This is a genomic window from Brachybacterium massiliense, assembly GCF_900184245.1.
Classification (GTDB): domain Bacteria; phylum Actinomycetota; class Actinomycetes; order Actinomycetales; family Dermabacteraceae; genus Brachybacterium; species Brachybacterium massiliense.
On record NZ_FXXB01000006.1, the window covers coordinates 130,730 to 151,488 of the forward strand.

Here is a 20,759-nt window from a genome sequence, read left to right on the forward strand (position 1 = left end):
CTCGGGGCACACAGCCCAACCGCAGCCGGTTCCGTCGGCGCAGGCGGGTAGCTCGGAAACCGCCATGTCCAGCGGTGACGCTCTACGGCTCGCCGATGATCCGGCGACACCCGGACTGTCCGACAACCTGGAGATAACTATTCGGTCACGTGTGCGTTGTGCGACGTTCCGCGGGCGTGGACGCCCTTCGAGAGCGGCTCAGCCGCGCGAGGGCAGGGTCTCGGCGAGGAAGCCGACGGTCTGGTGCCAGGCGGCCTCGGCGGCGTCGGCGTGGTGCAGCGCCGGATGGGGGTTGTCGAAGGCGTGGCCTGCGCCCTCGTGCAGCGCGAAGCGGATCTGCTCCCGGGTGCCGCTCGCGGTGACCGCCGTACGGATCTGCTCGACCTGATCCATCGGGATGAAGGTGTCCGCCGTGCCGAAGTGGTGCAGGCTCGGCACCTCGACCAGTGCGGCCTGATCCAGCAGCGTCGGCAGGGCCGAGCCGTAGTAGCTGACCACCACCGAGGGCGGTCGCTGCTCCTGGGTGGCCGAGGCCGCTGCGGCCACGGCCAGACCGCCGCCGTAGCAGAAGCCCATCAGCCCCACCCGTTCGGAGTCCACGGTGCCGTGCGCGCGCAGCGCACCCACGGCCGCGATCGCGTCGGCCTCTGCGCGCTCCCAGGGGAGCTTGGCCGTCAGCTCCATGCCCTCGCCGAGCCAGGACTCGGCGTCCTCCCAGTCCTCGACGCCCACCAGCGGCGGCTCCAGGCGGGCGAACAGCTGCGGGGCCAGCACCGCGTAGCCGAGCGCCGCGAGATCCGCGCAGCGCTGCTGGAGATAGTCGGACAGACCGAAGATCTCCTGCAGCACCACGAGCCCGGGCACCGGCTCCTCGAGGTTCTCGGGCAGCCAGAGCAGGCCCGGCAGGTCACCGGCATCGGTGGGGATTTGAAACGTGGTCGCACTCACGCCGCGACGATACCGCGCCCCGCAGACCCGCCGAGGGGACTCAGGAGAACAGCACCATCACGTACACCGCGAACAGCAGCAGATGCACCGCGCCATGGACGGCCGTCACCCGCGGTGCGGAGCCTGACAGTGCCGTGACGGCAAGGGTCACGGCGAGCAGCAGCAGGTTCGCGGGCGACTCGCCGAGCACCACCGGCGTGCCGGTGAGCAGGCCGATCACCAGCACCGTCGGGATCGTCAGCGCCAGCGTCGAGACCAGCGCGCCATGGCACAGGTTCGCCACCCGCTGCACCTCGCCGGTCAGCGCCGCCCGCACCGCGGTGAGCGTCTCCGGGGTGAACACGATCATCGCGATCAGCACCCCGCCGAGCGCGACCGGAGCACCCAGACGGGCGAGCCCGTCATCGAGCAGCCCCGCCATGTGATGGGACAGCAGCACGATCGGCAGCACGGTCGCGACCAGCAGCGCGGAGCGCAGCAGCAGCTCTGCGCGATGCACGGCGAACGTCTCGCGCAGCGGGGTGCGCTCCTCGGCCGCCGGGTCCGACGCCGCCGGCCCGTCGGCCGATCCTGCTGGACGGGTCCCGAGGCCCAGCTCGACCTCCCGGAACTCTCCGGCCTGAGCCGTCATCTGGCGCCAGAGGAAGAACGCGTACACCGCGACCGTCAGGACACCGGTGACCAGGGCCTGCGCCGGCAGATAGGCGCCGTCGCGACCGATCGTGATCGGCAGCGCGAAGGCGAGGGCCGACAGCGCCACCAGCAGCATCAGATAGGAGGAGGTGCCCATCCGGTTCAGCGCGAGAGCGCCGTGCTTCAGCCCTCCCACCAGCAGGCACAGTCCCAGCGCCAGGTTCAGGATGATCATCGAGACCGCCATCACCGAGTCCCTGGCGATGGTGGCGTGCTCCCCGGGGCCCAGCATCACCGCAGCGATCAGCACCACCTCGATCACCACGATCGACAGGGTCAGCACGAGGGTGCCGTAGGGGTCGCCGAGGCGCCGGGCGAGCGCCTCCGCCTGAGCGACCACGCCTCCGGCGGCCACCACGATGATCGCGACGATCCCGGCGAGCACCAGAGCGAGCACGGTCGACGGAATGGGCTCGGCGAGCAGCGGGGCGAGCAGCATCGCCGCAGCCACGGCGAGCCAGCCCAGCCCCAGGCGGATCAGCGCGTCACGGCTGAGGACAGTGCGCACAAGCGTGCTGCGCGGGGCGGGGGACTGTGTCATCACGGGAGGAACCTCCTGCGAGGCCGTCCTCGGGTGAGTGCACCGACCGGGTCGTCCCGGCCGGGGCGCCGGCGGATACGGCCGGCGCAGCGGTGTCCACCATAGACGTGACGGGGACGGTCAGGCCGCTGCGGGTGAACGACCTGACCGTCCCCGGTGGTCTGCAGCGCGCAGGAGAGCGAAGGGTGCAAGGCGCTGCGCGTCGGGTGGAGGAGGATCAGCCCTCGCGCTGGGTGTCGATCCCCACCAGCAGGCCCTGATCGTTGTTCGCGTAGGTGCCCGGCGCGACGGCCAGGTCCCAGCTCTCGCCGTCCGCGGTGGTGGCCGTGCAGTCCACCGTCTCGAAGCGATTGAAGTCCAGCCCGTCCGCGCAGGTGACCTCGGACCAGTCGGCCATCGCGCCCACGGGCACGTAGGCGAACTCGGAGGTGAGGGTGCTCAGCGTCGACTCGGCGACCTCCTCGGCGCTGAGCGGCTCCATCCCGAAGGCCGAGCCGAAGCCCACGCCGGTCAGGACCGTGTCCTCGTCCGTCAGGTCCTCAGCGTCCTCCGGGAGCTGCACGCCGGTCGAGAACAGCACCGCGTCCTGGCTGCCGCTGGCCGGATCCTCGGCCTGGGGGATGCGCACCGCGGTCGCGACCCACTCCTGGGTGGGCTCGGTGCGGTCCAGGCTCACCGGGCCCACGCAGCCGGCCGCATTGCCCGGCTCGAGCACCAGCTCCTCGGCGCACTCGGCGGTGGCATCGAAGGGGGAGGAGAGCAGCGTGGCGAGCTGCTCGTTCTGCAGGGTCAGGGGGCCATCGCCCGTGGTGTCGTCGATGCCGAGGTCGGTCACCAGCATGATCCGGATGCGCTCGCCGGAGGCGCCGGTCTCCTGATCGGGGGCGTCCGCGTCGTCGTCAGCACTCGAGTCGTCGCCATCGCTGTCGTCGCCGTCGGTGTCGGTGTCGGTGTCGTCTGTGACGTCGTCGGAGGTCGAGTCATCGGCGCCATCGTCCTCGGCGGGCGGGACCTGCTGCCCGCCGCCGTCGGAGGCCTCGGTGCCGGTCGTCGGGGCGGGGGTCTCCGTCTCGCCGCCGTCGGAGCCGCACGCGGCCAGTGACAGCAGGGTCGCGCTCGCGGCCAGCGCCACGGCGGCGCGGGTGCGTCGGGCGATGGTCCTGGTGCTCATCGTGGGTCCTCTCCCTCGAGCGCTCGGCGGCGGAGATGCCGACCGGAGGCGGGACCGCTACGGTCCGCTCCACACGCTCCCATTTGGTCAAGGAGGGGTCAAGCGCATCCCATGAACTCACCGTGTCGTGCTGGTGGAGATCCTGTGTTCACTCCGGGGGAGGCGTGCTGACCTCAGCGTTCCTCGGGCGTGACCGGCGAAGAGGACTGCGCCGGAGAGGCGGAAGAGGCGGGGGCGTCGGCCGCGGCGGGTGAAGCGGTGCCCTCGGCCGCGGCGGGCGATCCGGTCCGATCGTGTGAGGGGGCCGCAGTGCCCTCGCGGCGCAGGGAGGGATCGCCGTACCGGCTGCGGTACAGGTCGTCCTCGGCGTCCTCGTCGGCGCTCGAGCGCTGCGGATCGCGAAAGCCCAGGGCGATGCCGAAGGCGGCTCCCACGGCGAAGCCCACCAGCGCGCCGACCAGGAGGCTGTCGATCACCGCCAGGCCCAGGCCGACCCCCACGGTGAAACCGATCATCATCCCGAACGGCAGCCAGGTGGCGTCGAAGCGGCGGCGGGAACGGGGAGCCATGGATCCTCCAGGCGATGGGGCCTGCAGCGCCGGGTGCGCGCGCAGGAGCGGGACCCCGCCAGCCTAGACCCGCCAGCCCAGACCCGTCGGCCAGAACCCGCCGCCCTGTGACCTCGCCCGCCGGGGACCGGACCCAGCCCCCGTCGGCCGCACCGCGCCGATACCATCTCAGGCGTGACAGCCATCTCGACCCCGACCTCGAGCCCCACGACTCTGCAGGCCCTGCGGAACCCGCGACTGCTGACCACCGAGGTGCTCGCCGGAGCGGTCACCACCCTCGCGCTGATCCCCGAGGTGATCTCCTTCTCCGTGATCGCGGGGGTGGATCCCAAGGTCAGCCTCATCGCCTCCGTGGTGCTCGCGATCTCGATGTCGATCCTCGGCGGTCGCCCCGCCATGATCACCGCCGCCGCCGGAGCCGTCGCGCTCGTGGTCGCGCCGCTCGTGCACACCCACGGCGTCGAGTACCTGCTGCCCACCGTGCTGCTGGCCGGCATCATCCAGATCCTGTTCGGGGTGCTGGGCCTGGCGCGGATCATGCGCTTCATCCCGCGCTCGGTGATGATCGGCTTCGTCAACGCGCTGGGCATCCTCATCTTCATGGCGCAGCTGCAGCACGTGCTCGACGTGCCGGCGATGGTCTACCCGCTGTTCGCGCTCACGCTCGTGGTGGTGCTGGTGCTGCCCCGCTTCACCAAGGCCGTGCCCGCACCGCTGGTCGCGATCGTGCTGGTCACCGCGATCGCGATGATCGCGCACCTCACCGTCCCCACCGTCGGCGACCAGGGCGAGGTCTCCGGCGGCCTGCCCGGCCTCACCCCGCTGCTGGTGCCGTTGGACCTCGAGACCCTCCGCCTGATCCTGCCCACCGCGCTCAGCGTCGCCTTCGTGGGCCTGATGGAGACGCTGCTGACCGCCAAGCTGGTCGACGACATCACCGACACCCGCTCGCACAAGACCCGCGAGTCCTGGGCGCTCGGCGTCGCGAACATCCTCGCAGGCTGCTGGGGCGGCATCGCCGGCTGCGCCATGATCGGCCAGACCGTCGTGAACGTGAAGCTCGGCCGGGCCCGCACCCGCCTGTCCACCTTCTTCGCGGGCGTGCTGCTGCTGATCCTGGTCACCGTGCTCTCCGGCCTGATGGAGGCGATCCCGATGGCCGCGCTCGCCGCGGTGATGATGGTCGTGGCCGTCTCCACCGTGGACTTCCACAGCGTCCGGCCCTCGACCCTGAAGCGGATGCCGGTCTCCGAGACCCTCGTGATGGTCACCACCGTCGTGGTGGTGGTCGTGACGGACAACCTCGCGATCGGCGTCGCCGCCGGGGCGCTGCTGGCGATGGTGCTCTTCGCCCGACGCGTCGCGCACGTCACCACCGTGCGCCGCGTGGCGGAGGAGGGCCACGCCCGCTACACGGTGCGCGGCCCGCTGTTCTTCGGCAGCAGCAACGACCTCGTCGAGCAGTTCACCTACGCGACCGACCCGCCGCAGGTCACCGTTGACTTCTCCGCCGCCCAGATCTGGGACGCCTCGACCGTCGCCGTGCTCGACTCGGTGCAGACCAAGTACGCCGAGCACGGCATCGAGGTGCGCTTCACGGGCCTCGACGAGCACTCCACCCGCTTCCGCGACCGGCTCACCGGCACCCTGAACTGAGCGCGCCCCCGGGCAGGGGTCGCTGCATCACCAGGGCAGCACCTCGGGCACCGGCTCCGCACCGAGCACGTGCTGATCGCAGAAGGCGAGCACGGCCCGGTTCCAGGCGAGCGCGTTCGAGGGCGTGAGCACCCAGTGGTTCTCGCTGGTCAGCTGCAGGAAACGGTGGGGCATGTCCTGCGGCTCGCCGTCCCAGCTCGAGACCAGGTCCCACCACAGCCGCAGCGCCTCGCTGACCGGCACCCGGTAGTCGCGGTTGCCGTGCGTGATCAGCATCGGGGTGGTGATCGCATCCACCTCATGGTGCGGGGAGAAGGCGCGGTACCAGTCCGGGTTCTCCTCCTCGTGGCGGTGCACGCGCATCTTGCCCGCGGCGGCGTCGGTGGTGCGGTGCTGCTGGTCCAGCGCCCACAGCCCCGCATGGGAGACGATCGCGTCGAAGCGCTCGGTGTGCCCGGCGATCCAGTTCGCCATGAACCCGCCGAACGATGCCCCGAGCATCGCGGTGCGCGAGCCGTCGAGATCCTCGCGCTCGAGCACCGTATCCAGCAGCGTCTCGCACTCGCGGTAGACCACATCGGGGCGGCGCGGCCAGCCCCGGTTCAGACCCGCATCCCCGTACCCGGTGGACATCGCGGGATCCGGCATCAGCACCGCATAGCCCCGCTCGACCGCGAGCCACGGACACCAGCGCCAGCTCCACGCGTTGTAGGAGGCGTGCGGGCCACCGTGGATCCACAGCATCACCGGTGCGGGCGAGTCGGCGGACGCCGCGGCGGGAGTGCACAGCCAGCCGCCGACGCTGACATCGTCGACCTCCGTCCGGACCCATTCGAGGGTGCCCGGCAGCGCGCCCACCGCACCCGGGGCAGGCAGCTCGGTGGGTGTGCCCTCGGCCGTGATCCGCACCGCCCGGGACGGCTCGCTCACGTCGCTGCGCAGAGCGAACAGGCCCTCCGATCCCTCGGCGAGGCTGGAGAACACCCCGTCGTCGACGATCGTGCGCGCCTCGCCGGTGGAGGCATCGATCTCGAGCACCGCCCCCGAGGAGTGGAGATCGCCCGCGACCAGCAGGCCGCCGCTGCGGGACCAGATGACATCGCTCGGGGTGAGATCGCCGAGCTGGGCGATCACCGCCTCGCCGCCGGCCACGGGGTGGATCTCGAGCCGGGCATAGCTGGTGTCCGTCGGAGAGGAGAGGGTATGGCGGAGCACGGCCAGATGCGTGCCTTTCGGGGAGAACAACGGGCTGGAGTACTGACCGTGCTCGCCGTCCTCGAGCAGCGCGGTGCGGCGCAGGGTCGCGGTGTCGATCAGCGCGATCGCGCTGCGGGTCTCCCCGCCGCGCACACGACGGGACCAGGAGGTCGCGACGGTCGCGCCGTCGGGGGAGAGATCCGCGGAAGCGGCGTGAAGGGTCACGGTGCCCACGTCCGGGGTGAGGTCGGTGAGGTCGCCGCCCGGGGAGACGAGCACCAGGCGGCGGCTCTGGTCGCCCAGCTCGTGATCCCACTGCCGGATCGGCATGCCGGTGTGCCAGATGGTGGTCTGCTTCGCGTCCTTGCGGGCCCTGCGCCGCTCGGCGTCCTCCTCGAGCGTGCCGCCGGGCAGCACGCTGGTGGCGGCGAGCATACGGCCGTCCTCCGCGACCGCGAGCAGGCTCAGCCCGCCGGGGGCCGACGCCACCACCTGCGCCTCGCCGGTGCGGGGCAGGCGCCAGATCGCCGAGGTCTCTTCCTCGGCGCCGCCCTCGGGATCCGGGCGGGCGGAGCTGAACAGCAGCGAGCCGTCCGGCGCGAAGCGGGGCGCGCTCTCGCCCTTCGCGGAGAAGGTCAGCCGGCGTGCGGGCTCAGCGCCTGCAGGGTCGAGCTCCCAGAGGGAGGAGACGAGCTTCGCGCCCGGCTCGTCGGCCTCCTGGATCGCGGCGACCACCCGGCCGTCCCGGCTCGCGGCCACCGAGGCCAGGCGCGGGATCCGCAGGAAGGCGTCGATATCGGAGAAGTCCGTGAAAGGGCTCGAGGTCTCGGCAGGGTCAGCAGAGAGGGTGCTCATCCCGCTCACGCTACCGGAGCTGCGCGCCCGCGTCAGGACCGCTCAGGGGAGCAGGACGATCTTCCCGCCGGCATGGCCGGTCTCCACCTCGACGAGCGCCTGCGCCGCCTCGACCAGCGGATACGTGCGCACCACGTGCGGATCCACCTGTCCCTCCCGCACCAGTGCGACGAGCTTCGCGAGCGTCCCCTCGCCGCGCCGTCGCCCGGTGCCGCCGAACTCGGCGGCGGTGTCGGCGTCGGCCGCCGAGACGATCGCGCCCGGCCCTTCCGCGACCGGGGACAGGGCGCGCAGCGCCGGCCCGCCCACCAGATCGATCAGAAGATCCGCACCGTCGGGAGCGAGCTCGCGCACCTGCTGCTGCACCTCGGCATCCGAGGGGACGAACCGGGCGCCCTCCACCTCGATGAGCGCGCGCTTGGACTCCGAGGCGACGCCGATCGTGCGCAGGCCCCGCAGCCGGGCGAGCTGCAGCACCATGCGGCCCACCCCGCCGCCCGCGCCGAGCACGACCACGGTGGCGCCCGCCTCGAGCGGTCGATGATGCACGAGGTCGTAGGCGGTGGTGCCCGCGATCGGAAGCGCGGCCGCGTCGGCGAAGGAGACTCCGTCCGGTGCCGCGACGGACTCCCCGGCCTTCAGCACGGTGTGCTCGGCGAAGGCGCCCAGCCCGCGCGCAGGGGCACCGAGCACCGCCTCGCCGACGGTGAAGCCCACGACCCCCTCGCCGACGGCCGTGACCACCCCGGAGGCCTCGAGCCCGAGCGCGAGAGGGAGGGCGCCGCGAGTGCCGAAGGCGCCCTCGCGGCGCTTCCAGTCGGCGGGATTGACGCCCGCGGCCCGCACCTCGATCGCGATCTCGCCCGCCTGTGGCGTGGGGGCCTCACGGGTGGTGAGCTGCTGGTGCTCCGGACCGCCGTAGGCGGTGGTGACGAAGACGGCGGACATGGCGTGCTCCTCCACGGCGGGGACTCCAGTGTGGGCCATGGGGCACATATCGCGACAGACCGGACGGCCCCTCAGGGCCGTCCGGTCCGTGCGCCGGCGCGGGTTCAGCGGCGCTGACCTGCTCCGACGGGCTGCGGGGCGGGAGTCTCGGCGCGGCCGACGGGTGCGGGGCCGGACTGCTCCCGGCGCCTGCGCATCAGCCGCATCGCATTGAGGATCACCAGCAGCACGGAGGCCTCGTGCACCAGCATCCCCACCGCCATGGTGACTCCGCCCGCGAACACGCCGGCCAGCAGCGCGATCACCGTGAGCAGCGCGATCGCGATGTTCTGGCGCATCACCGCGACGGTGCCGCGGGCCAGGCCGATCGCCTCCGGGAGCCTCAGCAGGTCGTCCTGCATCAGGGCGATGTCCGCGGTCTCGATCGCGACGCCGGTGCCGGCGGCACCCATCGCCACCCCGATGTCCGCGGTGGCCAGGGCCGGGGCATCGTTGACGCCGTCGCCCACCATCGCGACCGTGTGCCCCTGCTCCTGCAGGTCCCGCACCGCGGCGAGCTTGTCCTCGGGCAGCAGCTCGGCGCGCACCTCGTCCACACCCACCCGCGCGGCGACCGCCTCGGCCACCCGGCGGTTGTCGCCGGTGAGCATGACGACCTTCTGCACGCCGTGCGCATGCAGTCGCTCGATCATCTCCGCAGCGGCGGGCCGGATCGTGTCCGCCACGGCGACCACGCCGATCACCCGGCCCTCGAGCGCGACCACCATCGGGGTGCGGCCGAGGCCGGAGAGCCGGTCCACCTCGGCGGCGGCGCCGCGATCCTCCGTGATCGCCTCCGCGGCGAGCAGCGGCAGGTTGCCGACGGCGACGCGACGCCCCTCCAGGACGGCGACGATGCCCTTGCCGGGCACCGGCTCGGTGCTCTCGGGCAGGCCCTGCACGGCCAGGCCCTCCACGGCGGCGGCCTCGAGCAGCGGGCGGGCCAGCGGATGCTCGGAGCCGGCCTCGGCCCGGGCCGCCCAGCCCAGCACGTCCGCGCGGTCCAGGGCGGGGTCCAGCACGGTGACATCGGTGAGGGCGGGGCGACCCCTGGTGAGGGTGCCTGTCTTGTCCAGCGCGACCGCGGAGATCTTCGCGCTGGTCTCGAGGAAGTCGCCGCCCTTGATGAGGATGCCGCTGCGGGCGCCGCGCCCGATCCCGGCCACGATCGCGACGGGGATCGAGATCACCAGCGCGCCCGGGCAGCCGATCACCAGCAGCGTCAGCGCGAGCACCACGTCACCGGTGAGAAGGCCCGCCAGCAGGGCCAGCAGGATGATCCCGGGGGTGTACCAGGTGGAGAAGCGCTCCATGAAGGACTGGGTGCGGGCCTTGGCGTCCTGCGCCTCCTCGACCCGGTGGATGATCCGCGCCAGGGTGGTGTCCGCGCCGATGCCGGTGGCGCGCACCTGCAGGAAGCCCCCGGTCGAGATGCTGCCGGCGAACACCTGATCGCCCTCGACCTTCTCGACGGGCAGGGACTCCCCGGTGATCGAGGCCTCGTCCAGCGCGCCCGTGCCGCCGAGGACGATGCCGTCCACCGGGACCTTCGCACCGTTCTTGATCAGCACGGTCTCCTCGGGGCGCACCTCGGCGGCAGGGATCTCCTGCTGGGCGCCGTCGCGCAGCACCACCGCGACGTCGGGGGCGACGGCCACCAGCTCTGCGAGCGCGGAGCGGGTGCGATCCATCGTGCGCGCCTCGAGGGCGTGACCGATCGCGAACAGGAAGGTCACCGCGGCGGCCTCCCAGTACTCGCCGATCACCAGGGCGCCGAGCGCGGCGATCGAGACCAGCAGGTCGATCGCGATGGTGCGCACCCGCAGCGCCCGCACCGCGGCGCGCAGGATCGGGGCGCCGGCCACGAGCGCGGCGGCGACCATGAACAGGTCAGAGAGCAGCAGGGGCAGCGGGCGGTCCAGGGAGAGGCCGAGCTCGTGGTGGCCGGCGCCGAAGGGGTTCACTCCGGCGCTCAGGGAGAGGATCGCGGCCAGGACGATGAGCAGACCCGAGGCGATCGGGGTGCCCCAGGGGCCACGCAGCCAGCGGGTCGCAGCAGACATGGAAGAGAACCTTTCGACGAGCAGAGAACGAGATGAGAACGAGACGAGGGCGCGAGGAGGACAAGAAGGGGACGAGAGGGGCGCGGGGTGAGCGCGCGGGAAGCTCACGGGGAGCGCGAGAGGAGGGGTGGGGAGCGGCGCCGGCCGGGCCGCGGAGCCCGGCCGGAGCAGGGATCAGAACGCCGACGGAGCGGCGGTGTAGCCGGCCTTCGCGATCGCCGCGACGATCTCGTCGGTGGTGGCGAGCGAGGGGTCGTGCTCGACCTCCACGCGGCCCGAGGCGAACTTGACCTCCACGGCCTTCACACCGTCGAGGCGGCCCACCTGCTTCTCGATCTTGGTGACGCACGAGGGGCAGCTGAAGCCCTCGGCGCGGAACAGGGTGCGGATGGTGGCGGGGGTGGCGGTCATGGCGAGCCGTCCTTCCGGGTCGGGGTCCTGGAGGGGTCTCCCTCGAGGTGACTCCAACCTAGGAAGCTTCCCGACGCGGGGACATGACGAGGATCAATCAACGGCACAGCACCTCTGACCAGGGCTGACGGGGCGGGCTAGAGTCGGTGCATGAGCACTGAGCAGTCACCGGCGGGGACCGCCCCGCAGGGCCGGCGCACGATCCCGCTCACCGAGATCACCCTGCCGCACCAGTGCCCGAAGCCGGTGCGGATGTATGTCCTGGCACGGGCGCCCTACTTCGCGGGCCTCGGCGAGGAGGTGCTCGAGGGGATCGATGCGCGCATGAGCACCCTCACCTTCGCGCCGGAGGAGCGCCTCTACCGCGAGGGGGAGCCCGCCCGGGCGCTGTACGTGGTGGCCGAGGGGCGCATCAAGCTCTCCCAGGTCAGCGCGAGCGGCACCGAGACCGTCACGGATCTGCTGGTGCCCGGCGAGCTGTTCGGGGCGATGAGCACCCTCGGGCGGACGCACCACCACCAGACCGCCTCCGCGCTCGTGGGCACCTGCGTGCTGCGCATCGACCAGAACGACTTCCGTGCGGTGCTGGCCGAGCAGCCGCGCATCGCGCTGCGGGTGCTCGATGACGTCGCCGACCGCCTGCACCGCGCAGAATCCGCCGTCGGCTCCCGCAGCACCGCGAGCGTCGAGCAGCGGGTCGCCGCCACGCTGCTGCGCCTGGCGGACAAGCTCGGTGAGGACCGCGGGGCCGACGGGATCATGCTCGAGGTGCCGCTCTCGCGCGCGGACCTGGCAGGGCTCGCCCGTTCCACCCCGGAATCCGTCTCGCGCGTGATGAGCCGGTGGAAGAAGGACGGGCTGATCGACTCCGGACGGCGCTGGACGGCGCTGCGGGACCGGGCCCGGCTCGAGGAGCTGAGCGCCGCCGCGGAGTGAGCAGGCCGCGCCATCCGGCGCGGCCTGAGCGTGCCCCCGAGACGATTCGAACGTCCGACACCCGCTTTAGGAGAGCGGTGCTCTATCCCCTGAGCTACGGGGGCGCTGCCGCTCGGTGACAGCGTCAGCTGTGACCAAGGGCCGCGGTCATCCTAGCGTCCCGTGGGAGGATCGGGTCATGTCGAGCGCTCCCCACGAGACCTCCGCCACCGTCGCTGCCGTCATCCTCGCCGGTGGCGCCTCCTCCCGCCTGGGCGGGACGGACAAGACACGTCTGCCGATCGCCGGGGTGAGCGTGCTCGAGCGGGTGCTGCGCGCCGCCCCCGTCGGTCGCCGCATCGTGGTGGGCCCCAGCGGGGAGGATGGCGACGAGCTCGCCGCCCGGCACGGCGCCCGCTTCGTGCTCGAGGACCCGCCGCGCTCCGGCCCGCTGGCCGCCCTCGCCCGCGGGGTCGAGGAGTTCTCCGAGGGGGACGACGGCGCGACCGTGCTCGTGCTCGGCGGGGACATGCCGATGCTGCGCCCCGAGACGCTGCGGGCCCTGGCCGCACGCAGCGCGGCGAGCGGCCGCGTGGTCGCGCTCGAGGCGGAGGACGGCCACCTCCAGTTCCTCGGTGCCGCCTGGCCGCTGGGCCGGCTGCGCGCCGCGCTCGCCGAGACCGAGCACGCAGGCGGCGGCTGGGCCGATCTGAGCCTGCGCCGCCTCTACGCCCAGCTCGGCGGGGACGAGCTGATGAGCCTGCCCGCCACCGGCGCGGAGGGCGCGGACATCGACACCCCCGATCTGCTGGCCCAGGTGCGTCGGGCCGCGGGTCCCCGCATCGCACTGGCCCAGATCGAGGTCTCCGAGGACGTCCAGGAGACCTTCGCGACGATGCGGATGGCCGTCGTAGAGGCCGCGGAGGAAGGCGCGCACCTGGTGGTGCTGCCGGAAGCCACCCTCACCCCCTTCGGCACCGACCTGCGAGCCGCCGCGCTCGCCCACCACGACGCCTTCGCGCAGCTGGTCCAGGAGCTCGCCGAGCAGCATGACGTGGTGGTGGTCGCCGGCTCCTTCACCCCCACCGACGACGGCCGCGTCCACAACACCGTGATCGTGCGCGGCCCGAACTGGGACCCGCACCTCGAGTACCGCAAGATCCACCTGTTCGACGCCTTCGGGGCCGACGAGTCCCGCACCGTCGCCCCCGGGAACGAGCTGGTGACCTTCGATCTGCATGGCACCCGCTTCGGGATCGCCACCTGCTACGACGTGCGCTTCCCCGAGCAGTTCACCGCGCTCGCGCAGCGCGGGGCGCAGGCGATCCTGCTGCCGCTGGCCTGGGCGGAGGGCCCCGGCAAGCGCGAGCAGCTGCAGCTGCTGCTGCGCGCCCGGGCGCTGGACTCGACCACCGTCGTGCTCGCCGCCGATCAGGCCCCGCCCGAGGGCTACACCGGCAAGCCCGCCCGCGGCATCGGCCGCAGCGCTGTCGTCGGCCCGCTCGGCGCGGTGCGCCAGGAGCTGGGGCGCGAGCCGGGACTGCTGCTGGTGGACCTCGACCTCGAGGAGATCGCCGCCGCCCGCGCCGCGCTGCCGGTGCTCGAGCACCACGTGGAGCTGCCCCGCGCCTGACGTGAGCGGGGCCACGGCGCCCCCGGGGCCACCTGGCGTAGCCTGCGCAGATGACCTCCCTGATCAGCCGGTCCGACGCAGCCGGACCCGCCACCCGCCCCGCCTCGCTGCTCGCACTGTGCGGCGCGCTGCTGCTCGCCGCGCTGCTGGCGCTGCCCGCCCCGGCGCAGGCCCACGACACCCTGCTCAGCTCCGATCCCGAGGATGGCGCGAGCCTCGAGACCTCCCCCGAGGAGATCACGCTGACCTACTCCGCGGACATCCTCGAGGTGAGCCCGCTTGTGCGGATCAGCGACGAGAACGGTGACGAGCTGGCCGAGATCGTCCCCACCGTCGAGGGTCCTGTCGCCACCGCGACCCTGGAGGAGCCGCTGCCCGCCGGCACCCACACCGTCCAGTGGCGCGTGGTCTCGAGCGACGGCCACCCGATCGAGGGCACGTTCACCCTCACCGTCGAGCAGGACTCCGAGGAGCCCGCCGGAGCCGAGGACACCGCCGAGGAGACCGCCGAGCCCGCCGCGAGCGACGCCGGGGGAGCAGAGCAGGCCACGCAGGAGACGGAGCCCACCTCCGAGGAGAGCGCCGAGGAGAGCACACAGGAGAGCGCCGAGCAGGGCGGCGGCCTGTCGATGCCGCTGCTGCTCGGGATCCTGGGCGTGGTCGTCGTCGGCGCCGTGATCGCGGGGCTCGTGATCATGCGCCGCCGCGACTGAGCGACGCCGCTCGCACACAGACAGGAAGTGCCCCCGACGCCGACGGCGCCGGGGGCACTTCGCGATCCGGGGAGCTCACCGCAGTGAGCTCAGCGCCCGGTGGGGCTCACTTGCCCTTGTTGTCGTCCTCGCCCAGACCGAGCTGATCGCGGGCGGCATCTGCACCGGAGTCGACGTGGCCGTCGACGCTGTCCGGGGTGCGCTCCTTGATCCGCTCCTCGGCCGTGTTGAGGACCTCCTCGGCCTTGTCCGGGTTGTCGGAGGCGAAGTCCTTGGCCTTGTTCAGCGCGTCATCGAAACCCATGATCCATGTCCTTTCGTTCGCGGAACCGCCCCGATGCCGGGGCGACGGCGTCAACCTATGCCGAAGAGGACACGTGACTCAAACGTGACCTCACGAGATCCGTCGATCTGGAGCCTTCTGCGCGGTCGCCCGGCCGGTCGTGGCGGAACGCGCAATACTGGCTGCGTGACTGTGCATAATTCTGGCTCTGACGAGAAGCGGGCGCCGCGCGGGGAGCGGCCCAGCACGCCGCCCAGGGACCGCAGCGCACGCTGGGACCACGTGCTCACCCTGCTGTCCTCCACCAAGCGCCTGAGCGTCTCCGCGGTCGCCGAGGAGCTCGGCGTCAGCGAGTCCACCGTGCGCCGCGACTTCATGGAGATGGAGCGCGCCCAGCTCGCCCGGCGCACCCACGGCGGGATCGTCGCCGTCGACGTCGCCTACTCGCTGGCCACCGTGCCGCGCAGCGCCGACGAGGGCTCCGCCCAGCGTGAACGGGTCGCGGACTGCGCCGCGGCGATGGTCGAGCCCGGGCAGATCATCGGCTTCAACGGCGGGCGCACCACCCCCTCCCCCGCCCGCCGCGCCGTGGCCCGGCCGGACATCGACTCCCGCGACGGCATGCCGGGGCTGACGGTCGTGTGCGCCGCGCTGAACATCGCCACCGAGGCCGTGCTGCGCCCCTCCGTGCGCACCGTCGTGCTGGGCGGCGTGGCCGAGCCCTACTCCTTCGAGCTCACCGGCCCCCTGGCCACCGCCACCATGCGGGACCTGTGGCTGGACACCATGTTCGTGGGCACCGTCGGCCTGGACATCGGAGCGGGGCTGACCTGCAACTCCGACGCCGAAGCGGGGGTCACCCGGATCATGATCGGCCACTCCCGACGGGTGGTGGGGCTCGCCACCGCGGACAAGGTGGGACACCGTGCGCTGGCCGGCATCTGCCCGATCTCAGTGCTCACCGACCTGGTGATCGCCGGGCCCGTGCCCGAGGATCTCCGCGCCCACCTCGCCGAGACCTCGGTGCGCCTGCACGAGGTGTGAGCAGTCCGCGCGCGAGCGCGCGGCACGCCTGCACGGGCTGGGGGCCCGACGCCGGTAGCGTGAGCGACCATGTGGAGTTTCCTGCGCGGGAAGAAGCGGTCGGAGCGTTCGGGCGAGGACGCGACGCCCCGCGACGACGCCCTGTCCACCCTCGCCCGCGAACGTCGTGACGCCGCGACGCAGCGGGCGGCCGAGGGCGAGCGCGAGCAGCCCGCCCCCGCCGAGCACCCGGCCACCGAGACCGGCGGCTACGAGGTGGTCGTGGACCGGCACCTCGACGAGGTCGGTGCCGGGATCGCCCCCGAGCAGGACGAGGACGATCTGCCCGTCACCCCGCGCGAGCACCGACCCCTCAGCCGCGACGACCGCGTCGCCGACGCCCTGGACCGGTGGTCCCAGCAGATCACCGGCGGGCTGCACGCCCCCTCCTTCCTCACCCAGATCCGCGCCGGGGGAGTGGTGCTGGATCTGACCCACTCCCACCCCTCGGGCCTCGCCCAGCTGCTGGCCGGGCGCGGCCCCACCCGACTGTCCTCCCTGGTGCGGGAGGTGGGGGCCCTCGCCGATGCGCGCGCTCACGCCCGCTCCATCCGGGAGATCGCCGAGCGCCATGCGGAGGAGGTGGGCCTGACCACCTGCCACCTCGGCATCGGCGAGGCGATCTGGTATCCCGAGGACGGCTCCGAGCCGATCCACGCCCCGGTGCTGGTGCGCCCGATCACCCTGCGCCTGCGCGGCAACGCCCGCGAGGACGTCGACCTCGAGGTCGATGCGACCGCTGATCTCAACCCTGTGCTGCTGCGCTCTCTGCGCGAGGCCGGCGTGGCCGTCGACGCCCGCGCGCTGCTGGCCACCACCGACAGCACGCACGGCTTCGACCCCACCCCGGTGCTGGACGCCTTCCGCTCGCTGGGCCAGCCCCTGCCCGGCTTCCGCGTGGTCCACGCCCTGGTGGTCGGGAATCTGATGGACGCCGCGGGCTCCGTCGCCGAGGACCTCGCCGCCGACCGCCCCGACTGGTCCGCCTCCCCGCTGGTGGCCGCGCTCGCCGGGGACGAGGGCGCCCGCGCCGTGGTGCGCGCCGACGACGCCGAGGAGCAGATCCCCGAGATCCCCGAGGACGAGCTCGTCGCGGCCGTCGACCCCGGCCACCGCGAGGTGCTCGCCCGGGTGCTCGCCGGTCAGGACCTCGCCGTCGCCACCCCGCCCGGCGCCGACAGCCTCGACCTGGTGGTCGACCTCGCCCAGGAGCTCAACGCCCGCGGCCGCACCGTGCTGATCGTCTCCCAACGCCGACGCAACCTCTCCCAGCTGGTCGAGATCGCCCGCGAGCGCGGCCTCGACGAGCTGGTCTTCGACCTCTCCCCGGACCCGTCCCTGCAGCGCAACGCCTCGGCCGCGCTGCTGCGCAGCCTCCGCCGCGCCGGATCCCACGGCCTGGGCCCCGAGGACGGCGCTCCCGAGGGACTCGAGGAGAGCCGCGACATCCTGGTGGGCCACGTCGAGGCGATGCACCGCCTCCAGCAGCCCTGGGGCGCCTCCGCGCATGACGCGATCTCCGCCCTGGCCGCCCTGACCCGGCTCAGCCCCGCCCCCCGCACCCAGGTGCGGCTGCGCGCGGACGTCGCCGCGCAGATGATCGGCGAGGAGCGTGACCGCTACGCCGCCCAGCTGCGCGAGGCGGCCGAGATCGGAGTGCTCACCACCGGCCCCGAGATGACCGCCTGGTACGGCGCACCGATCAGCAGCGACACCCAGGCCGAGCGGGCCGAGGAGCTGATCGACGAGTTGCGCGAGGAGATCCTGCCGCAGCTGCGCAAGGCCTGCGCCCGCGCCGGCACCGAGCTGGGCCTGACCGAGCCCACCACCCTCACCCAGCTCGAGGAGCGCCTGGCCCTGCTGGACCGGGTGCGCACCCTTCTGGGCACCTTCCAGTCCGCCGTCTTCTCCGCGCCGCTGGCCGATCTCGTCGCCGCCACCGCGGACAAGCGCTGGCGCGAGGAGCGCGGCGTGACCATGGGCTTCGGGGTGCGCCGACGCCTGCGCAAGGACGCCGCCGCTCTCCAGCGCCCCGCCTCCCTGTCCCCGGACCTTCACCAGGACCTCGGCGAGGCCCGCGCCGTCGCCGAGACCTGGCGCCGCGCCGCCGTCGAACCCGGCGAGGGCTCCGCAGAGGCGCCCCGGGCCGCGAGCCGCCCCCACCTGCCCGAAGATCTCGACTCGGTGCGCCGCGCCGCCGCGCGCGCCGAGAAGGTGCTCGACGAGCTGTCGGTGCTGTTGGACGGCACCGAGGCCGGCGCCGACCTGCCGCGCACCGATCTCGATGAGCTCACCGAGCGGATCGAGGCGCTCGCCGCGGACCGCGCCGATCTCGAGACCCTGCCGCGACGCACCGAGCTGCTGCGCCGCTTCGCCTTCGACGGCCTCGGAGAGCTGGTCGAGGACCTCCGCATTCGGCGCGTGCCGTTGGACCAGGTGGGCGCCGAGCTCGAGCTGGCCTGGTGGCGCAGCGTGCTCGAGCTGATCGCGGGCGCCGAGCCGACGATCTCACAGTACGACGGCACCTCGCTGTCCCAGGTCGCCGAGCGGTTCCGCCGGCTGGACGCCGAGTACCTGGCCGGTGCCTCCGCACGTGTGCACGCCGCCGCCGACGAGACCCGGGTGGAGACCATGAAGTCCTACCCGGACACCTCCCGCGCCGCGATCGCGGAGCTCGCCCGCTCCTCGACCGTCTCCATCCGCGACCTCGCCGCGAAGTACGAGGACATCCTCTTCGCGGCACGCCCCGCCTGGCTCGCCTCCCCGTACCTGGTGCCGCAGGTGATCCCGCGCGGCCGCCATTTCGATGTGGTGATCGTGGCCGACGGCGGCCGCCTGCCCACCGCCGCCGCGCTGCCCTCGATCGTGCGCGGCGAGCAGACCGTCGTGGTGGGAGACCCGCTCGAGTACGGCGGCGACTCCGCCCCGAGCCTGCTGGACGACATGCTGCGGATCGCCCCTCACGTCGAGATCCTGCGCGACCCGCACCCCGCCACCGAGGGCCTGCGCGGCTTCGCCCAGCGCCGCGCCCTGGTGGGCGAGGTGGTCGCGGTCCCCAGCCCGATCGCCCCGGAGCAGGATCGCCTGATCCTCGTCGAGAACGGCCGCGGCCCCGTCACCGAGGGGATGGAGTACGTCGAGAGCACCGAGGCGGAGCTGCGCCGGGTCACGGACCTGGTGATCGAGCATGCCCGCTCGCGTCCCGAGCGCTCCCTCGCGGTGCTCACCTTCACCGAGGAGCATGCGCGGCGCCTGATGGAGCGGATCATGAACACCGTCTCCGTGATCCCGGCGCTGCGCGACTACTTCGATCCCGCCGCGAAAGAGGTCTTCTCAGTGCTGCCCGCCGAGCAGGCCAGCGGCGTGCTGCGGGACGACATCATCGTCTCGGTCGGCTTCGGGATGACGCCCCATGGCCGCCTGCTGCACCGCTTCGGCCCTCTCTCGGAGGCCGGTGGGCGCAAGGCGCTCGCGACCGTGATCACCCGCGCCCGCGGCCGCACCACCGTGGTCTCCTCGATCGGGGTGCAGGACCTCGACCACGCCCGACTGCGCAGCGACGGCGCCCGGGACCTGCGCGCCATGCTGTGGCTGCTGCAGGGGGGCCCCGACACCGCCGTGGTCCCGCACGTCGCCTCCCTCACCGGCAGCGAGCAGGAGATCTCCCCGCTTACCCCGTCGGCGCCGCAGGGACGCGTCGTGCCCGCGAACGAGCAGGCCTCGCCGCTCGCGCCGAGCACGGAGCAGCCCGGCGCGGCGGAGCCCGAGCTCTCCGACGAGGACGTCGACGCCGCGATCGAGGCGGCCCTGGCCAGGAAGTCAGGCGGCACCCCGGGCAGCGCCGCGGAGGCGGCCGACGGCACGGCCGCCGATGCCGCGGACGCCGACGTGACGGCGCAGGCCCCTGCTGAGGACGGTGCCGGCTCCGGCAGCGCGTCCGAGAGTGCCTCCGCTCCGGAGGATGCCGGCAGCGTCGACCCGGCGGAGCCCGACGCCGAGACCGGGGCCGCCCCGGCGGAGCCCGATGTCGACAACGCACCCGCCCCGCGGCCGCCGCGCGAGCTCGAGACAGACGCCCTCGTCCAGGACCTCGCCGATCGCCTGTTCCGCCTCGGACTGCTGGTCGAGCGCGACTTCGGCCTCTCCTCCGACAGGATCGAGCTGGCGCTGGGCCATCCCGAGATGCCCGGGCGCATGCTGCTGGCCGTGGACACCGACGGCTCCCACTACGTCGACACCCCGAGCCAGCGCGAGCGCGACCGGTTGCGCGCCGAACGGCTCGAGGCCGCGGGCTGGGCCACCGAACGGGTCTGGTCCTGGGCGCTGTTCATCGACCCCGACGGCGAGGCTGAGCGGATCCGCCGCGCCCTCGAGCGGGCGCTGCGCCTGGTCCAGGAGGAGGAGCGCTCCGACTCGCCCTCCGGCGTGGGCACCATTCGCCACCGTCTGCCGCGCCCGCAGGTCCCCGCCGGGCACCAGCTGTCCTTTTACTCGAGCGACGACTTCGACGCCGTGGTGGAGTACATCTGCTCCGACGGCCGCGCCCGTCTCGAGGAGCATCTGGCCACCGAGGTGCGCAGCTTCCTCGGCTTCGAGCAGCGCTCGGTGCTGCTGGACGTCTCCGTCTCGAGCGCCATCCGCCGCTATCAGGAGCGCCAGTGAGCAAGAACGGCACCGCCCCCGGCCCTGGCACCGGCGCTGCACAGCCGCGGCGGCGCGTGGTGATCTCCTCGCTCACCGGCAAGCCGATCGAGTGGGACGAGCCGGAGACGCCGAGCAAGGAGCGGCCCGCCGCCGGCGAGCATCGGCCGATCCTCCCGGACCGCGTGGCCGAGGACGCCCCCGAGCCCGGGGCCGACGAATCCAACGATGCGCGCATCGCCGGCGACGTGCCTCCGCACTGGGGCCGCGGCCGCTGACCCCGGGAACGGGTCGCGAGCGTCTCGAGCTTTTTGAGCACCTCGAGCGCCGTCCGCGCATCGAGGGAGGTGAGGGCGGCCACTGCCCGACCCGTCATCCAGGCTCCGCAGGACACGTTGCG

The 20,759-nt window shown here is 73.1% G+C and carries 16 protein-coding genes and 1 tRNA gene; 7 read left to right on the top strand and 10 right to left on the bottom strand.

Annotation, left to right across the window (positions count from 1 at the left end):
* Positions 1-198: 198 nt before the first annotated feature.
* The 4 genes from BN4251_RS05060 to BN4251_RS18455 form a co-directional block, all read right to left on the bottom strand.
* Complete coding sequence (locus tag BN4251_RS05060; protein WP_087484050.1) at positions 199-948, bottom strand: dienelactone hydrolase family protein; 750 nt, start codon at positions 946-948, stop codon at positions 199-201.
* 40 nt (positions 949-988) lie between these two features.
* Complete coding sequence (locus tag BN4251_RS05065) at positions 989-2,182, bottom strand: calcium:cation antiporter (RefSeq protein WP_087484051.1); 1,194 nt, start codon at positions 2,180-2,182, stop codon at positions 989-991.
* A 217-nt stretch (positions 2,183-2,399) separates the two neighbouring features.
* Positions 2,400-3,353 carry a hypothetical protein gene (locus BN4251_RS05070; protein ID WP_087484052.1) on the bottom strand — a complete coding sequence of 318 codons (954 nt, stop codon included), beginning with the start codon at positions 3,351-3,353 and terminating at the stop codon, positions 2,400-2,402.
* A gap of 173 nt (positions 3,354-3,526) precedes the next feature.
* A complete protein-coding gene (locus BN4251_RS18455; protein ID WP_212647585.1) occupies positions 3,527-3,922 on the bottom strand; it encodes a hypothetical protein in 396 nt (131 codons plus the stop codon).
* Between the two features lie 174 nt (positions 3,923-4,096).
* On the opposite strand from BN4251_RS18455, the gene BN4251_RS05080 reads away from it, so the two are divergent.
* Complete coding sequence (locus tag BN4251_RS05080; RefSeq protein WP_087484053.1) at positions 4,097-5,578, top strand: SulP family inorganic anion transporter; 1,482 nt, start codon at positions 4,097-4,099, stop codon at positions 5,576-5,578.
* Between the two features lie 27 nt (positions 5,579-5,605).
* Here BN4251_RS05080 and BN4251_RS05085 read toward each other — a convergent pair whose 3' ends face one another.
* From BN4251_RS05085 to BN4251_RS05100, 4 genes are all read right to left on the bottom strand, one after another.
* Positions 5,606-7,630 (bottom strand): alpha/beta fold hydrolase, encoded by a 2,025-nt coding sequence (locus tag BN4251_RS05085; RefSeq protein WP_087484054.1) that lies wholly within the window; start codon positions 7,628-7,630, stop codon positions 5,606-5,608.
* Positions 7,631-7,672: 42 nt separating this feature from the next.
* Positions 7,673-8,578: an NADP-dependent oxidoreductase gene (locus BN4251_RS05090; RefSeq protein WP_087484055.1), complete on the bottom strand. Its 906-nt coding sequence runs from the start codon at positions 8,576-8,578 to the stop codon at positions 7,673-7,675.
* Positions 8,579-8,682: 104 nt separating this feature from the next.
* Positions 8,683-10,680 carry a heavy metal translocating P-type ATPase gene (locus BN4251_RS05095; RefSeq protein WP_087484056.1) on the bottom strand — a complete coding sequence of 666 codons (1,998 nt, stop codon included), beginning with the start codon at positions 10,678-10,680 and terminating at the stop codon, positions 8,683-8,685.
* A 174-nt stretch (positions 10,681-10,854) separates the two neighbouring features.
* Complete coding sequence (locus BN4251_RS05100) at positions 10,855-11,091, bottom strand: heavy-metal-associated domain-containing protein (protein WP_087484057.1); 237 nt, start codon at positions 11,089-11,091, stop codon at positions 10,855-10,857.
* A 150-nt stretch (positions 11,092-11,241) separates the two neighbouring features.
* Between BN4251_RS05100 and BN4251_RS05105 the strand changes: the two genes are divergently transcribed.
* Positions 11,242-12,027 (top strand): Crp/Fnr family transcriptional regulator, encoded by a 786-nt coding sequence (locus BN4251_RS05105; protein ID WP_087484058.1) that lies wholly within the window; start codon positions 11,242-11,244, stop codon positions 12,025-12,027.
* Positions 12,028-12,058: 31 nt separating this feature from the next.
* On the opposite strand, the gene BN4251_RS05110 is transcribed toward BN4251_RS05105, so the two are convergent.
* Positions 12,059-12,131: transfer RNA gene (locus tag BN4251_RS05110), tRNA-Arg, on the bottom strand.
* A 74-nt stretch (positions 12,132-12,205) separates the two neighbouring features.
* Here BN4251_RS05110 and BN4251_RS05115 point away from each other — a divergent pair.
* Entirely contained in the window at positions 12,206-13,639 is a 1,434-nt protein-coding gene (locus BN4251_RS05115) for a nitrilase-related carbon-nitrogen hydrolase (RefSeq protein ID WP_087484059.1), read from the top strand.
* Positions 13,640-13,689: 50 nt separating this feature from the next.
* The gene (locus tag BN4251_RS05120; RefSeq protein WP_087484060.1) at positions 13,690-14,352 is read left to right on the top strand and encodes a copper resistance CopC family protein; all 663 of its coding nucleotides are present in this window, start codon (positions 13,690-13,692) and stop codon (positions 14,350-14,352) included.
* Positions 14,353-14,458: 106 nt separating this feature from the next.
* Here BN4251_RS05120 and BN4251_RS05125 read toward each other — a convergent pair whose 3' ends face one another.
* Positions 14,459-14,656 carry an antitoxin gene (locus BN4251_RS05125; RefSeq protein WP_087484061.1) on the bottom strand — a complete coding sequence of 66 codons (198 nt, stop codon included), beginning with the start codon at positions 14,654-14,656 and terminating at the stop codon, positions 14,459-14,461.
* 165 nt (positions 14,657-14,821) lie between these two features.
* On the opposite strand from BN4251_RS05125, the gene BN4251_RS05130 reads away from it, so the two are divergent.
* From BN4251_RS05130 to BN4251_RS17950, 3 genes are all read left to right on the top strand, one after another.
* Entirely contained in the window at positions 14,822-15,679 is an 858-nt protein-coding gene (locus tag BN4251_RS05130; protein WP_087484062.1) for a DeoR/GlpR family DNA-binding transcription regulator, read from the top strand.
* Positions 15,680-15,748: 69 nt separating this feature from the next.
* Complete coding sequence (locus tag BN4251_RS05135) at positions 15,749-20,380, top strand: DUF4011 domain-containing protein (protein ID WP_140398393.1); 4,632 nt, start codon at positions 15,749-15,751, stop codon at positions 20,378-20,380.
* Positions 20,377-20,637, top strand: a complete 261-nt coding sequence (locus BN4251_RS17950; RefSeq protein ID WP_140398394.1) for a hypothetical protein — start codon at positions 20,377-20,379, stop codon at positions 20,635-20,637. The genes BN4251_RS05135 and BN4251_RS17950 overlap by 4 nt, the downstream gene beginning before the upstream one ends.
* The last annotated feature ends 122 nt before the right edge of the window (positions 20,638-20,759 follow it).